Source organism: Candidatus Enterococcus moelleringii, from assembly GCF_017377575.1.
Taxonomy (GTDB): domain Bacteria; phylum Bacillota; class Bacilli; order Lactobacillales; family Enterococcaceae; genus Enterococcus_A; species Enterococcus_A moelleringii.
Genome location: NZ_JAFREM010000014.1, coordinates 1 through 16047, shown reverse-complemented (window position 1 = coordinate 16047; position 16047 = coordinate 1). Strand labels below are relative to the sequence as shown.

The 16047-nt window shown below is 41.1% G+C and carries 15 protein-coding genes; 2 read left to right on the top strand and 13 right to left on the bottom strand.

Annotated elements, in window-relative coordinates; all coding sequences use genetic code 11:
* Nucleotides 1-131 precede the first annotated feature (131 nt).
* The 4 genes from JZO70_RS08985 to JZO70_RS08970 all read right to left on the bottom strand — a co-directional run bounded on the left by JZO70_RS08985 (nt 132) and on the right by JZO70_RS08970 (nt 5483).
* Nucleotides 132-998, bottom strand: a complete 867-nt coding sequence (locus JZO70_RS08985) for a PRD domain-containing protein (protein WP_207673226.1) — start codon at nt 996-998, stop codon at nt 132-134.
* 18 nt (nt 999-1016) lie between these two features.
* Complete coding sequence (locus JZO70_RS08980; protein WP_207673225.1) at nt 1017-2468, bottom strand: glycoside hydrolase family 1 protein; 1452 nt, start codon at nt 2466-2468, stop codon at nt 1017-1019.
* Nucleotides 2468-4306: a beta-glucoside-specific PTS transporter subunit IIABC gene (locus JZO70_RS08975; RefSeq protein ID WP_207673224.1), complete on the bottom strand. Its 1839-nt coding sequence runs from the start codon at nt 4304-4306 to the stop codon at nt 2468-2470. The genes JZO70_RS08980 and JZO70_RS08975 overlap by 1 nt, the downstream gene beginning before the upstream one ends.
* Nucleotides 4307-4556: 250 nt before the next feature.
* The gene (locus JZO70_RS08970) at nt 4557-5483 is read right to left on the bottom strand and encodes an oxidoreductase (protein ID WP_207673223.1); all 927 of its coding nucleotides are present in this window, start codon (nt 5481-5483) and stop codon (nt 4557-4559) included.
* Between the two features lie 119 nt (nt 5484-5602).
* Here JZO70_RS08970 and JZO70_RS08965 point away from each other — a divergent pair, with 119 nt between their 5' ends.
* Nucleotides 5603-6493 (top strand): LysR family transcriptional regulator, encoded by an 891-nt coding sequence (locus JZO70_RS08965; RefSeq protein WP_207673222.1) that lies wholly within the window; start codon nt 5603-5605, stop codon nt 6491-6493.
* 187 nt (nt 6494-6680) lie between these two features.
* On the opposite strand, the gene JZO70_RS08960 is transcribed toward JZO70_RS08965, so the two are convergent.
* Together JZO70_RS08960 and JZO70_RS08955 are read right to left on the bottom strand one after the other, a co-directional pair.
* Nucleotides 6681-8228 carry a glycoside hydrolase family 1 protein gene (locus tag JZO70_RS08960; protein WP_347565117.1) on the bottom strand — a complete coding sequence of 516 codons (1548 nt, stop codon included), beginning with the start codon at nt 8226-8228 and terminating at the stop codon, nt 6681-6683.
* Nucleotides 8229-8244: 16 nt separating this feature from the next.
* Nucleotides 8245-10089, bottom strand: a complete 1845-nt coding sequence (locus JZO70_RS08955) for a beta-glucoside-specific PTS transporter subunit IIABC (protein WP_207673221.1) — start codon at nt 10087-10089, stop codon at nt 8245-8247.
* 176 nt (nt 10090-10265) lie between these two features.
* On the opposite strand from JZO70_RS08955, the gene JZO70_RS08950 reads away from it, so the two are divergent.
* The gene (locus JZO70_RS08950; RefSeq protein WP_207673220.1) at nt 10266-11147 is read left to right on the top strand and encodes a MurR/RpiR family transcriptional regulator; all 882 of its coding nucleotides are present in this window, start codon (nt 10266-10268) and stop codon (nt 11145-11147) included.
* 67 nt (nt 11148-11214) lie between these two features.
* On the opposite strand, the gene JZO70_RS08945 is transcribed toward JZO70_RS08950, so the two are convergent.
* The 7 genes from JZO70_RS08945 to JZO70_RS08915 are packed head-to-tail and all read right to left on the bottom strand — an operon-like array spanning nt 11215 to nt 15969.
* The gene (locus tag JZO70_RS08945) at nt 11215-12015 is read right to left on the bottom strand and encodes an SDR family oxidoreductase (protein WP_207673219.1); all 801 of its coding nucleotides are present in this window, start codon (nt 12013-12015) and stop codon (nt 11215-11217) included.
* A 22-nt stretch (nt 12016-12037) separates the two neighbouring features.
* On the bottom strand, nt 12038-12709 hold the full coding sequence (locus JZO70_RS08940) for an alpha/beta hydrolase-fold protein (protein ID WP_207673218.1): 672 nt from the start codon (nt 12707-12709) through the stop codon (nt 12038-12040).
* Between the two features lie 19 nt (nt 12710-12728).
* The gene (locus JZO70_RS08935) at nt 12729-13493 is read right to left on the bottom strand and encodes an alpha/beta hydrolase (RefSeq protein ID WP_207673217.1); all 765 of its coding nucleotides are present in this window, start codon (nt 13491-13493) and stop codon (nt 12729-12731) included.
* 14 nt (nt 13494-13507) lie between these two features.
* Nucleotides 13508-14314 (bottom strand): PTS system mannose/fructose/sorbose family transporter subunit IID, encoded by an 807-nt coding sequence (locus JZO70_RS08930; protein ID WP_207673216.1) that lies wholly within the window; start codon nt 14312-14314, stop codon nt 13508-13510.
* The gene (locus JZO70_RS08925; RefSeq protein WP_207673215.1) at nt 14307-15071 is read right to left on the bottom strand and encodes a PTS mannose/fructose/sorbose/N-acetylgalactosamine transporter subunit IIC; all 765 of its coding nucleotides are present in this window, start codon (nt 15069-15071) and stop codon (nt 14307-14309) included. The genes JZO70_RS08930 and JZO70_RS08925 overlap by 8 nt, the downstream gene beginning before the upstream one ends.
* A gap of 16 nt (nt 15072-15087) precedes the next feature.
* Nucleotides 15088-15558 (bottom strand): PTS sugar transporter subunit IIB, encoded by a 471-nt coding sequence (locus tag JZO70_RS08920; RefSeq protein ID WP_207673214.1) that lies wholly within the window; start codon nt 15556-15558, stop codon nt 15088-15090.
* Nucleotides 15559-15969, bottom strand: coding sequence for a PTS sugar transporter subunit IIA (locus JZO70_RS08915; RefSeq protein WP_207673213.1), 411 nt, complete (start codon nt 15967-15969; stop codon nt 15559-15561).
* Nucleotides 15970-16047: the final 78 nt, after the last annotated feature.

Here is a 16047-nt window from a genome sequence, read left to right as displayed (position 1 = left end):
CATACTAAAAACGTTATTAAGATCAATAAGTCAAAACCTATCGGTGCAATAAAAATTGTGAATCATAGGGCACCGCTGATTTCAAAGTCTATACTATTGAAACAACCCAAGGAAAAATCCTTGGGTTGTTCCTACTCGTTATGGTCTTTCGCGCGATCGATTTCGTCATAGGTTAACAGGCGGTTAATGTGAACAGCTAAATAGGTTAGTTCATCCTTCGTCAGCTTGTTAGAGTAGATTTTTTCAATGTAGTCCTTTACGTTAAAAGCCACCTCCATCGCTTTCGGGTATAACAGCACAATTTGTTCAAACAGGGCATCGTTCTCTTCATTCAGCATTGAATCTTCAAAATAGCGTTCCACAAAGAATTTCACGTGGGTGATGAATCGCTGGTAATGGACACTCTCGGTATCAATGGTTGTTCCTAGAGAATAGCGGACAAAATTGACAATCCCGCCAATCAGCTTGGCATAATTCATCCCGTCTTTTGTCTGATTTTCCTCGGTTTGGGCATTGATCAAATGAAATGCAATATTGGCTGCTTCTTCTTTAGGCAAAACAACTCCTAAATGGCGTTTTAACAGCTTGATTGCATATTCACCGATACTGAACTCTTTAGGATAGTAGTTCTTAATCTCCCAAAATACCCGATTGGTAATATTGATATCATTCTTCAGACGTTCAACTGCGAAATTCAAATGATCGCTGAGGGTGAAATAAATACTTAGGTTCAATTTTGTACCTAGTTCCTCTTCCGCATGTTTTACGATTTCTTGTGTGATCTCCAAAAAGACTGGTGGAATCGAATCCAGCAAATAGAGGTATTCTTTGGTTTGATTGTTGTCGATTGGGATAAAAACCTGATTCACATTATCCTTCAGAACCTGATCGCCAGCCTTTTTCCCATAACCGATTCCTTTGCCAAAATAGACAAATTCCTTGCGATCTTGGTCCTCTGCTAAAATTGAATTCGCATTTAGTACCTTTTTTATGAACATAAGAACCGCTCCTATTTTTTACTCTAAGTCCTCCCCGTTGGAGGCAATGACTTGTTTATACCAATAAAATGAATCTTTCTTGCTTCGTTTAAGACTTCCGCTGCCGTCGTCCTCTTGATCGACATAGATAAAGCCATAACGTTTACTCATTTGTGACGTTGACACGCTGATAAGATCAATCGGTGCCCAGCTGGTATAGCCGAACAAATCCACACCCATCTCAACTGCCTTTTTCATTTCCGAAAGGTGCTCGCGGAAATAGTTGATGCGGTAAGGATCGTGAATACTGCCATCTTCTTCAACAGTGTCCTTGGCACCCATCCCGTTTTCGACAATAATCAGCGGTACGCGATAGCGATCATACAATTCCAGCAAGGAAACCCGTAAACCGACTGGATCAATTTGCCAGCCCCATTCGGTGGATTCCAGATAAGGATTTTTCACTCCGGTAACGGTATTGCCGGAGGTGATTTCTTTTTCAGGATCCGCCGACTCTGTGCGGGACATATAATAGCTGAAAGCTAAGTAGTCTGCCGTATGTGCTTTTAGTATCTTTAGATCATCCGGTTCCATAGTCAGCTGAATGCCTTTTGCCTTCAGCTGTGCCTGATACAAAGGTGGATATTCGCCGCAAATTTGAATATCGGCATGAGCATGGTTGTTCAAGTTGCTTAATAATGCCAGCTCGACATCAGCCGGATGACAGGTGTTGGGATAAGTAGTCAGCTTGGTCAACATACACCCCATCTGACTGCCGGGAATTAATTCATGGCAGTCTTTTGTTGCTAAAGCAGCTGCGACATATTGATGATGCAGCGCTTGATACACCGCTTGCTCCAAACGATCGCCGCAATTTTCTGGAATAATCCCAGCCGTTGTAAAAGGATGGCGACCGACACTGTCGATTTCGTTAAAAGTAAGCCAGTATTTGACATATTTTCCAAACCGTTCAAAGCAAACTTTGGCATAGTTCACAAAGCAGTCAATTAGTCGTCGATCTACCCAGCCATTGTATTTAGTACTAAGTGCCAGCGGCATTTCGTAATGAGATAAGGTGACGATCGGTTCGATATTGCATTTCTTCAATTCCTTGAATACATTTTCGTAGAACGCTAATCCTTTTTCGTTGGGCACTTCTTCTTCGCCGTTGGGAAAGATGCGGCTCCAAGCAATTGAAAGCCGCAGTGTTTTAAAGCCCATTTCTGCAAATAACGCAATATCTTCTGGATAATGATGGTAAAAATCGATCCCTCTGCGTTTTGGGTAAATGCTGGTAGTCTGGTCTTCTATCGCATCAGCAATCATCTGATTGGTAATCGTATTATGTCCAGCATAATCTTCAATACTAAGATTGGGTTTAAAGCTGGCAATATCTGCCACCGACATACCTTTACCGTCAAGATTCCAGGCACCTTCTACTTGATTGGCCGCAATCGCGCCGCCCCATAAAAAATCTTCTCTAAATGACATTAAACTCCTACTCCTTCACTCAACGTTAAAACAGAATCCATTTTTTTCACTTGGTCTGTATTTGAAAAGTTCAATTGAACCTTCTTAGGATTAGTAATCACTACGACGCTCACAGGATCAAAACCAGCAGCGACAATTTTTTCTAAATCAAACTTCAACAGCAAGTCCCCTTGCTTCACCTGCTGCTTCACTTCAACCATCGGTTCAAAATGCTCACCCTTCAGATTGACAGTATCAATACCGATATGGAACAAAATCTCCACACCGCTAGCGGTTTTCAAACCTAGTGAATGCTTGGTATCGTAGATCATTTCAATCACCCCGTCAGCCGGCGCATAGACTTCCCCTTTTGTAGGAATAATCGCAAAACCATCTCCTAATAACTTATTGGAGAAAACTTCATCCTTTACTTCAGAAATCGGGATCACTTGACCTTCCAGTGGTGCGGTTAAAATTTCATCACAAGCTAATTCTTCTGCTGGATCCTTAACGGCTTCTTCCACTGTACTTTCTTTCCAAATCACGGCTACTGCTGCGAATGATGCAACAAAGGAGATGACTAGTCCGATGACCGCATTCATTAAGTTATTCGGTAACGTTTCCGAAATAAACATGGATAGACTTGCTAAACCAGGACCCACCGCAACATAAGCTTCAACTGCTGTGATTCCAAGGTAGGCTCCTCCAATAAAGCTACCAATCATTACCCCGTACAATGCTCGTTTGTGCAAAATGGTCACACCGTAAAGGGCTGGTTCCGTAATTCCGAATAATGCAGAAATACCAGATGAGATGGCTGTTGCTTTTAACCCCTTATCTTTTGTCCGAAGTGCCACGGCAAAACAGCCGCCTGCTTCCGCAATGTTATGAGCTAAAGAAGCCGAACAATAAATCAATTCACTGCCTGATTGACCTAATGAAGTAATCACATAAGGCAGCATCGCCTTGTGCATTCCCGTTACTACCATGAATGGCAAGAAAGCTGCTAGAATGGCTACGGCAATCCAGCCGAAACGTTCGAAGATGGCGATGATAATGCTGGCAAAACCTTGACCGAAGTTGTATCCCAATGGGCCAAGCACCAATAAAGTCAACGGCACCACAATCAATAAACTCATCATCGGAACAAAGAAAGTCCGAATCACCTTAGGACTGATTTTGGTAAAGAACTTTTCTAACTGGGCGTAACAAAGAATACATAGAATCGCCGGAAATACTTGATACGTATAGTTGACATTTTGCAGCTGGAAAGAAAACAATGCTGCGCCTTCTCCTAACATGGCTGCCAACCCAGGAATCAGCAGACCACCTACAGCAGATACCGCTACCAAGGAGTTCACTTTTAATTTATTGGCGGTGGTAATCGCTACTAACAACGGCAGGAAATACAGTGGTGCATCCCCGACAAAGTTTAAAATCTGATAGGTTTGAGTGGTGCTTTCCAATACCCCCAGCATATTCAAAAGCATCAAAACGGATTTAAGAATTCCGCCGCCGGCAATTGCAGGAATCAGCGGCTGAAAAATACTGATGACAAAATCTAAAAGAACGGTGCCTAGCTTCTTATCCTTTTTATTGTCTGCGCTGGGATCTTTCTGTGTCAGCATTTTTTTCAATTCATTGTAGACTTCCACTACCGAATTCCCGATAATTACCTGACATTGTGCCGTCTGGTTGACACCCAAAACTTCTGGAATCTGCTTTAACTCTTCAACGTTCACCTGATCATCGTTGACTAAGGTAAATCTTAGTCTCGTTGAACAATGTTCTAAGTGGGAAACATTCTTGTCGCCCCCCACAGCTTTTAGTATCTGCTCAGCAACCTTTTTCTCATTCATAACTTTTTCCTCCAATTTAATTTTTTGCAGGTTTCTTAGTGTGATCAAGGCTAAAAAAAAGAACCGAAAGAGACTAATGATAACACTAGTCTGTTTCGGTTCTGCCTGCTTTACCAGTTACATGCCTGATATTTGATTAACTAAAGAATAGAACATTTTTTTGTAAACGTCAACAACATTCTAAAACTTTTTTTACCAAATACTAAAAGACTACTTTACTCTGTTATTTTATTCTACAAATCTAATGAGCCTATAAGCCCTTGATATCTTCTTGCGCATGGATAATAGCAGTTAAGAGACTGTTGACCGGTGTGTTAACACCTGCCTTGGCACCAATTTTCGCTACTGCTCCATTTAGATAATCCACTTCTGTCTTTCTTCCTTTTGCCAGATCCTGGTGCATCGACGGATAGTGATGTCCGCTTTCTTCCGGAGAAAAAACATTTCTGACCGTTTCTAGGACTGAATCAGCTGTAAGTGGAACACCCACTTTTTCAGCAACTTGTACAAATTCGGCTACAACTTTTTCAGTTAGTATCATTGCCTGAGGGCTTGCACCGAATTCACCAACATTGCAATCTAAAATGGCACAATAGGTATTCAAGACACTATTGAATGCGGCTTTCTTCCAGATAGACAGCAGTACATCTTCGCTGAGATCTGCATTAAGCCCGGCAAGATTTAACGTAGCCAACAGTTCCAATGTTCGTTCCTTAGACGTTTCATTTATAGGCTGCAATTCTATTGAGCCAGAACCGGTGGCACGAATATGTCCAGCTGCTTCTAATTCACTAGACCATAGGGTGACGCCAATATAAATTGCGCTATCCCCACTGTATTTTTCAATGATTTCCAGGTTGCCTAAGCCATTGGCTAAACACAGTATTGCGGTGTCTTTATACAGCAGGTGGTTGATTTTCTGCAACATATCCTCCAGCTGCATGGCTTTAGTGAATAAGATGATAAGATCAAACTTTCCTGCAGCCTCAGTTGGAAAAACGGCTGGTATCTGACAATATTCTTTGCTGCTTTCTGTCTCTACCAGCAGTCCATCGCGATTTATTTTATCTATATGTTCCTTCCATTCATCAATAAACGTTACTTGATTGCCCGCTTTTTGCAGCATATAGCCAAAACGGCTGCCCATTGCTCCAGCTCCAGCAATTGCTATCTCCATCCCATCGCTTCCTATCTGAATTGTCGTTTGTGTCACCATACTATGTAACTTCGCTTTGACAATCAATAGGATAAAACCTATGATTACAATAGAAATAACCTATTAGGAGGTGGATTATTATGAACATTCGACAAATCGAATCCTTCATTATGTTAGCAAATGAGCTGCATTATGGCCGAGCCGCTGAACGTCTATCCATTTCACAGCCTTCTTTAAGTCAACAAATGAAGCTGCTGGAAAACAAGCTGGGCGTTACACTTTTTCGCAAAGCTGGTCGAAGAATTCAACTGACTAAAGCAGGTCAGGTCTTTTTGCAGCATGCCTATGCTATTCAAAAGGAGCTTGACAGCACGATTCTTGAGATGAAGTATTTCCAAACCGAACAACGAGATCAAATCCGCTTAGGAGTCTCTGGCAGCCATTTAGTTATGACCCCTTTTGAAAAATTTACTGATGCCTATCCCGATACTTCACTATGTATTTCTGAGCACTCAACCTCGCAAACAATCGCGAAAGTTTCCGATCGACAATTGGATGTTGGTGTTATTTATTCTCATTCAGCCAGCAGCGATTTAGTAACCGAGCCATTATTTACCGATGAACTATTTGCTATTATTCCCAATAATTTTGAGCTTTCAGAAAAACCAGAAATTCATTTGGAAGATTTAAATAACATGCCTCTTATTTTGTTAGCTAAGAATCTGCTGATTGGCGACTTTATCAATAAAGAGCTGCAAAAGGCCAAAGTAGTACCCAATATCATTTGCGAACTGGTCAGTCATTATGCTTGTCTCGCTTATTCAGAAAGGCAACTGGGCATTTCCTTGATTGCTGGTTCTATGCTTCAAGGGGAATCGGAAAAAGTCACTATCAAGCCGGTGGAAGATTTGAATTTCAATAAAGAGATTAATTTAACCTATCGAAAGGATTTGTTGATTGATGAGCCACTGACTTATCTTTTTGAGGAGATAAGGAAGTTGAAGTTTTTGTATACTGAAAAAACGACATGAGTTAGTCTCGAACAAAAAAAGCATTCTTACAGTTCCAACTGCGAGAATGCTTTTTCCATTTTTTGAATATTGGCTGGCAATGCACATTGATTGTAAGCTATTCACTTACCCCCTAGATTTCCCGCCCGAAATATTAATCATCACACCTGTTAGATAGCTGGCTCGATCTTCTGCTTCTAGTAGGTGACTATTTTCTTTCGTTGGCAAAAACTAATTCCGGCAGCTGTGCACCGTTGGTTTCAATTACCTTTTGATACCAGTAAAAGGAATCCTTTTTGATTCTATTTAAAGTCCCATTTCCGTTGTCATCAACATCTACATAGACAAAACCGTAGCGCTTTTGCATTTCGCCAGTTCCAGCTGATACTAAATCAATACAGCCCCATGGCGTATAACCCATTAGGTCGACACCATCGATCGTCACGGCATCTCGCATGGCAGCGATATGATTTCTCAAATAATCAATCCGGTAATCATCATGAATTGTGCCGTTTTCGATCGTATCAATATTACCCATCCCGTTTTCCACACACAACAGGGGTTTCTGATAACGGTCGTATAATTCATTCAGTACAAAGCGGAATCCAGTGGCATCAATCGGCCAGCCCCAGGGTGTTTTTTCCAGATAAGGGTTTGGCTGTCCCTGCTGTCCGCCGGTTGTGGTAGTCGTTTCAGCATCTTTATCAAAAACGGTCGTCCGATAATAACTGAAGGCTAAAAAGTCTGACGGATAATTCTTCAATACTTTCTGATCTTCTTCAGTCATGATCAGCTGGAAGTCATATTCATCAAAAATACTTTTTGCGTAAGCCGGATAATAGCCTCTCATCATGACATCCGAGAAAAGCAACGCTCTTCTGCGAAATTGGTAGGCACCCAGTACATCATCAGGATGACAGGTCTTAGGATAAATTCCAGACAAAGCCAGCATGCTGCCAATTTTATTTTCTGGATTGATCTCATGGGCTATTTTGTTGGCATAACTGCTGGCAACCATCAGGTGATGCAGGGCTTGATATTTTTCGGCTGCCTCTTCTGGCAAATAGTTATTGGTAGGGATCACCGGACCATTGATTTCTTTTTGAACCTTATCCTTTTTATAAGTTCCCAACGTCCAAAAGCCGCCTAATACATTTATTTCATTGACAGTGATCCAATACTTCACTTTGTTTTTATAGCGGGTAAACAATACTTCGCAATATTTGAGGTAAAAATCGATTATCTTGCGGTTCAACCAGCCACCATATTTTTTCGCCAAGCCCAGAGGCATGTCAAAGTGTAAAATTGTAACAATTGGTTCAATGCCATGCTTTAAGCATTCATCAAAGACTTGATCATAAAAGGCTAAGCCTTCCTCATTTGGCTGATCTTCATCGCCATTTGGGAAAATTCGCGTCCAGGAGATCGACATACGGTAGCAATTAAAGCCCATCTCCGCCATCAAAGCAATGTCTTCTTGAAAATGATGATAAAAATCAGTTGCCTGATGACTAGGATAAAACTGATGATCCTTTAGTATTGGCTCGGCACCTTCCGGCAGCGATTCTCCTAATGTAATATAACCTTCTTGTCCATCCGGCATAGCGTAGTAAATCTTCCGGGGAGATTCATAATTCCCGCTGGTAATCATATCAGAAGCTGCCAGTCCTCGACCACTTTCAGTATAGCCGCCTTCATATTGGTTAGCAGCAGTTGCGCCGCCCCATAAAAATGTATCTGGAAATTGTTTATTCACGCTGATAGCCTGCCTTCTAATTTATTTGCAATACTGCATCGGTGATGTCAACTTGATCAGTCTTATTTACTTCGACTACTTCAGAAGTAGCATTCGTAATAACCATCATAGTGGTGACCGGATAGCCGGCTTTTTTTATCGCTGCTACATCGAACTCAATTAGTAATTGTCCTTTTTCGATAGCATCGCCTTCCTTGACTAATGACGTAAAATGCTCGCCTTGAAGTTGGACGGTATCAATGCCGATATGGATCAAGATTTCCAGTCCATTATCCAGCAGCAAACCAATTGCATGCTTCGATGGATAAAGCATAGAAACTACCCCTTTACCGGGCGAAAAAACTTTGCCTTCTGTTGGTTCAATCGCCAAGGTCTTGCCCATTGCTTCAGTTGAAAATAGCTCATCCTTTACGTTTGCTAGAGGGACAATAGCACCTTTGACAGGCGCCATTAATTCACCGCTGACAGCTGTTTTAGTTAAAACGATCTCTTCCTTTTCATCGACAGTTACTTCTGGCGCATCGCTATAGCCAAACAGGAAAGTCAACACTAAGGAGATGACAAAGGCTGCAATAATCGCCACAAGCATTCCCACTAAGCCGTGCTCTAAAAAGACCGGCAAGGTTAAGGCATTAGACACACCATAGGCACTAGCGGCTGAGCGGAATAATCCTGCTAAAGCACCACCTACTGCTGAGGCCAAGGAAGCAATGATAAAGGTTTTCTTGTATTTCAAGGTAAAACCATATACCGCTGGCTCAGTTATTCCAAAAATTGCCGTGGTCGCTGCTGTTGCCAGAGCTTCGGATTTCAACTTTTTATTTTTTGTCTTTAAGCCGATTGCCAAAGTAGCACCAGCTTGCGCGTATTTTGATGGTAAATACATCGCAGTAATCGTATCAAAGCCGTAAACCGCAACGTTGTTGATTTGAACCGGAGCAATCGCCCAATGAACACCGAATACAACAAAAGCTTGATACAAACCACCTAAGACAAAGCCAGCAATCACCGGATTGAATGAATAAATCGCTTTATAAGCCCCAGCAATTCCTAATCCAACATAGTTGCCAATCGGTCCAACTACTAGGAAAACAATTGGTACAACGATTAGTAACGAAATCAATGGAATCACAAAGCTCTTAATGATATCTGGAATGAATCTTTCCAAGATTGCTTCTACTCGCGATAGCACCCAGGTTCCTAAAATTGTCGGGATAACCGATGAGCTGTAATTAATCAAAATTACCGGAATACCAAGAAAGTACAGGGAGCTTCCTTCTGTGAAGGCTGCAAGCATATCTGGATAGATCAGTGCCCCACCGATAACCATTGCGATAATTGGATTTGCTCCGAATTTCTTAGCAGCTGTGTAGGCTAAAATAATTGGCAAGAAGTAAAAAATAGCATTTGAAGCCGCCGCTAAAATTCGATACGTCCCTGAAGCAGCATCCATGCCTAAGAACATTGTCCCAACCATCAGCAGACCTTTGATGATTCCACTGCCAATCATTGCCCCTAAAATCGGAGTGAAGATTGCTGAAATGACATCGATGATTCTGCTGAAGACACTTTTTCCTTCATCATCTGCTGAATCGTTGCTGCCTGCCTCACTGTTTAAGTTGCTAACCTTCAATAAAGCTTTGTACACATAAGGAACATTGTTTCCTACGACTACCTGGTACTGACCGCCGCTTTGCATGACCGTGATTACACCCTCCAGGTTGTTCAGTTCTTCTGTTTGTGCTTTGTCCTCGTCCTTCAGTTTGAAACGTAATCTTGTCGCACAATGAACAACTGACTGAACATTTTGCTCGCCACCAACTAGAGATAATATCTTTTTAGCTAGTTCTTCATTTTTCATTTTTAAGTCTCCGCCCTTCTTAATATGCTCTCATTATTGACCGGAACACACTTTAAGTAAAGGGCTTCCATCGTTATTGGAGCAGCGTTTCATACTTTTTGCTTTTTAGATTTAATCCTGCAAAGGCGTTTCATTTTTGGAAGAAAAAAATGCTATAATGAGCTGGGGGTGTTCTCATGGATATATTAAATAAAATGAATCAAAGTCACTTTTTCTCTAATTCTGAAAATATTATTATAAAGCATTTGCTGGATAATCCCAACGACATTATCAATGCCACCACTAAAGACATTGCACAAAAAACCTTTACCAGTCCATCGACTGTTGTTCGATTAGCACAAAAATTAGGCTTCCAAGGCTATAACGATTTTAAAATTGAATTTTTGTCGGCGGTACGAGCTAGTGAAGCACCTTTATTGGCTGTCGATGCGAATTTCCCATTTAAAAAAGACAATAGTATTCCTGAAATTTCTTCCAACTTGTCTCTACTGATTACGGATGCGATTAAGGAAACCGATTCGCTAGTGGATGAAGCCATCTACGAGAAAGCCATCGAACTATTGGACAAGGCCAAGTTTATCGACATTTACGGTTCTGGCGTAAACCAGCACCTTGCCTATAATTTTATGCTGGATATGCGACGAATCAATAAGGAAGTTTCTATTGCTGAGAATCATCAGGAACTGATGGTTCGGTCAACCAATTCAAACCCTGAACGAGCTTCGCTAATTATTTCTTATACTGGGGAGACAAAAGAAATTATCGAATATTGTCAAGTGCTGAAACAAACTGGATCACCGATGATCTGTATTACCAGCGTTGGGCACAACAGTATCAGCGATTTATGCGATTTAACCCTTAAAATCGTTACGCGGGAAAAAATGTTCTCAAAAATCAGCACCTTCTCCTCACGGGTATCAATTCTTATGATTTTAGATATCCTATACGCTGGCCTCTTCGCCCGAAACTACGATCAGAATATCGAGCAGACGATTCAACGGAAAATGAGAGCTACTGATTTTCGTTCGAAGGTCCGACCGTTGGTGGAAGATGTGTAAAGCTGATGAGAAGAGACATGCAAAAAAGGCAATGAAACGAACTCTTCGGTCGTTTCATTGCCTTATTTTATCCTCTAGATTTTCCACCTGATATATTAATCGTCACACCTGTCAGGTAGCTGGCTCGATCAGATAATAAGAAGCAAGCTAAGTCGGCTACTTCTTTCAGCTTTCCACTCCTGCCAAGAGGGATTTGTCCGACATTGCTATAGTTGGCTCTTAATTGTTCCACCGTAATCCCCCTAGTGTAAGATAATGCTTCTTCGTAGCTTTGTGTTCGTAAGCCTGTTGCTTCCATAATTCCCGGAGCAATTCCGACTACTCTAATGCCCTTTTTACCTAGTTCTTTTGCCCATGATCGGGTAAAGCTGTTGATCGCTGCTTTGGTTGCCGCGTAAAAACTTTGACCTTCAGAGCCTTCTAGTCCACTTTCAGAAGACATATTGATGATGACGCCTTTTTCCTGCCGCAGCATCACGCGGGTAACTGCTTGACTGACTAAAAAGACACTTTTTTGATTTATGGCGTATAACTTATCCACGATTTCTTCACTTAACTCGTATTGGCTTGTTGGTTGTTTGGCATCTACCAGTAAGGCTGGCAGATTGATTCCTGCATTGTTGATCAGGCTATCTATTCGGCCAAACTTCGCTACCACTTCCGTCACCATCTGTTCAATTGAACTTTTATTGGATACATCGGTTTCGATGAAGTGAACATTAGGATGCTGATTTTCACACGGTTTAATATCCACATTAATTACTGCTGCTCCTAATTCGCTTAAGCCGATAGTCAGGCTCTCACCGATGCCTGAAGATCCGCCTGTGACGATGACAACGGCTTTTTCTAAATTAATCCAGTCCTTCAAGAAATCACCTCCTGTTTTCAAATTAGAATTGCAGCTGCTTTAAGATACGATTGATGTCTTGAGTTGTGTTTTGATACTCGGTATGGATGGTAGCCGATACCTTGTTTTGTACGAGTTGTTCGGTCAAGTGTTGATCGTACTTGTTTTCTTCATCCGAGAACAACGAGACACTTGCAGCTGTTTGTCTGTCCGTCATTTTTTCCAACAAATCTGGTTTTTCAATCAATCCATTACGTAATTTTGGATATGTTTTGAGATTTGCTTCTAGATCATGTTTGCCAAAAATACTGGTTGTACTTGTAATAGTCAGTTTAGGATTGAACATCAAGTTCAATGCTCCAAAGCCGCCTGAACCGATTCCCACTAAATGAACAGTATAGTCTTTCAAACCTAGAGGTAAAAAAGCACTTTCTAATTGTTTTGGCAGCTCGTCAGATAAAAAGCTCTCGTATTTCTTGTCGTATTTTAAATCTAGAAAGAAGCTGCTTCCGCCCTCTGGAATTACTACTACTGCTTGTGACAGGAGGTTATCTAGCTGATAATCTCTGGCAATTTGACTATAGATTTTGCCACTGTCATGGAGCAGATAGACAATATTTTTTTGTTCCAAATCCTCAACATTCTCTGGAATAAAGATATCTTGTGAGACATCTCGCCCTAACGTTGTGGAGTAAAAAAAGTAATTTGCGTACATCGTCTTTATTCCCCCCTGCTTAGATTGTTTTGACGAATCGTTTCAGGCTTTCTTCCCAGAAGTCCCAGTCATGATCTCCCGGCCACTCCTCATAGGTGTGAGGGATTTCCATTTCGTTCAATGTCTGGTGGAAGGCCCGATTCATCTCAATTAAGAAATCACTATCTCCACAACTTATATACATTTTGGGCAAGTCCTTGGCTTTTTTTAGTTGATAAAGCAGATCATTCGCCGACTCGTTAAATTCACTAGCTGGCCCAAAGCCGTTCTCAATAAAGTTAGCTGCGGTGTTTTTGGTTTGAATAAATTTATGCTCAGAAAATGAGTTGGTATATAGTTCGTCTGGCATAGCGGCCCCCGAGAAGCTGCCAATTTTTGAGAATTTTTCTGGATTTAAGATGCCTAGCTTTAGACTGCCGAAGCCGCCCATGGATAGTCCCGCTACCATACGATGTTCTCTGTCGGAAACAGTTGGAAAATGCCCATCGACAAAATTAATTAGCTCCGAGGAAAAGAAATCCCAGTAATTATAGCTGTCAGCTGTATTGGAATAAAAGCTTAAGCCGGCATCTGCCATGACTACAATCAATTCTTTTTCCCGGGTCACTCGCTCAATTGGTACACGCCGGGCCCATTTGCTGTAGTCATCACTGGCTCCATGCAGAAGATATAAAACCTGGTATTTTTTGTTGAGATTGTCTTTATTAATCTTTGGGAGTGCCACGTTAATTGGCACCGTTTGTTCTAAAGCTTCAGAATAGAACTCGACTTTCATAAAACCCATTAATTTACTCCCTCCTATAAAACTCCGATTAGTGACAGCAAGACTGATACCACGATAATACCGACTACAATTTTTGCAGGTGTAATTTGTTTTCTTTTCATCAACCCATAGATAATGAAGACTAAAATAATTTGCAGGATTCCTGGAGCAATCCCATCCAACGTTTCTTGTAAATTAAATCCCTCTGTTTCAAAGACTGTCTGAACCCTAACTAAACTTGAGGAGAGTGAACCCATCATCATAAATCCCATGATCGTTGCACCCGTAACTGCTTCCTTCAGAACACCTGATTTCATAATCTTTTGAATCGAACTTCTACCTGTTTTATAGCCGATTTGATTAAAGAAATATCCTTCAAAGAAGTGGAAAATTGAAAATAGCAGCATCAATAATGGAGCAACAATACTTCCTGTTTCGGTGGCAATACTACAGAAAATCGCAGACATAATTGTAAAAATCGTTGCGTAGTCAATCGTATCTCCAAGTCCAGCAACTGGCCCCATTAACCCAGTCTTATAACTTGTAATCATCTCGTCAGGAATGGTTCCACTTGAGGCTTTTTGTTCCTCTAAGGCGATGGTACTGCCGAAAATCAAACTTCCCCACATAGCTTGTGTATTGAAAAAGGCCGCATGTCGTTTCAGCGCGCTAACTAGATCTTCTTTTTTAGGATAGAGTTTTTGTAATATTGGTGCTAAACTCGCGCACCAAGAGAGTCCCTGCATTCTTTCATAATTAGCACTGGTTTCAGCTGACAACCACCATCTAAGGTAAGCTCTTTTAATATCTTTATCTGTGATTACTTGTTTTTCATTACTCATTTTGCAGGTCCTCCTTAAACTCTCTTCGTAGAACAACAACTAGAAAGGCAACACTTGCAGCAATGATTGCTGATACTAGTGTAGATACTTCAAGAATCTGTACCATGTAAAATCCGATGATGAAGAAAGGAATATATTTTGCTCTGCCTAACATGTATAAAATCATTGCAAACCCAATTGCAGGCAGCATTCCACCAGCTGCTTCTAGCCCATGCATCAACCATTCAGGAATAGCATTTAGTACTGGTTGAACAATGTCTTGTCCAAATAATCCAACTAAAAATACTGGTAAGAAGAACACTGGAATTCCTAGTAGAAGAGGATAAAGTGTCGCATAACGCCACAATCCTTTGATATCAGCTTCCTCAACCCGTTTATCGGCACGTTCCACAAACCAAACGTTCAAGATTTTTTTCGAATTATACAAGAATGCCCCTAAGATACCTAAAGGAACTGCCAAGGTTACCGCAACTTCGGTAGATATACCAGTGTTTAGAGCAATTGGCAATACACAAGCCGCTGCTAGTGCACTGTCTGAAGGCAATTGCCCGCCTGGTGAAATAACCCCTAAGTAAATCAACATAATCGAGCCAGAAATCATAATCCCCTGCTGGACATCTCCGTGGATGATTCCAGCGACCAAGCCCATAATAAAGGGCGCTCCGACAATCGGTGCAGCAGAATAGCCAATATATGATTTCCCAAACCAGTATAAAAATGCCATTGCCGCTGCTAAAATAACCGTTCGTGCATCCATTTTTAAAACTCCTCCTCTATTTTCTTATTTGTGAATAATTTAGTGAGCTGTCATCAGGTGTTGAAGCAAAGGTCACGCTTATCCCTCGTTTAGTGATATCATCCAAGATTTCAAAATCCTTATCGTCTAAATAAACACCACTGAAAACTAAGCGTGTCCCTGGTTCACTCGGCACTCCGCCCACAACCAGTTTCTCAATCTGTAATCCGTCATTGAATACCTTTTGGAAGCTGACTAAATTTTTGAATAATAAAAACACGCTTTGGTCCATTGCTTCCAGCTTTTCCTTTGCTTCTTCACAAGAGAAAATATTCACTTTTACTCCAGCTGGTGCTGCCATCATATAGATCTCGGACATGAACTCGTCTTCCGCTAAAACATCGTCGACAATCACAATCCTTTGAGCTGGGTAAGACTTCATCCATTTCGTCACTACTTGACCATGGATTAAACGAAAATCGATTCTAGTTATTTTGATATCAGCCATTTAATTTTTCCTTCTTTCTTTTACTAATTCGGTAGTATTCTTAATTCCTTCTTGTCCTTGCTTCATTACTTCTTCAACCAGATCATCTAATTCCAACATTTCCCTTTCCATCAAACAGGTGACCAGCATCGGCATGTTAAGGCCTGTAATTGTGCGCACCTTTACATCCTTGTTAAATAGCATGGAAATGTTTGAAGGGGTTCCGCCAAATAAATCGGAGAAAATAATGATACCTTCACAGTGATCGAAGGTTTCCACATTCTTTTTCAGCATCTGATTAAATTCATCCGCTTTGCTGTCTCTTCTTAACGAACAAGTTTTTACATCTTTGACTTCGCCGACGATCATCTCTGCACTCTTGATCATTGCTTGGCCGAAATCACCATGCGTTACAACGATAATTCCTATCAATCTGCTACACTCCTTTCTATTTCTCTGTTCATCTTTATAAAAGCAATTCTCATGCCAAAAAAAAAGAGGCTGTGACAT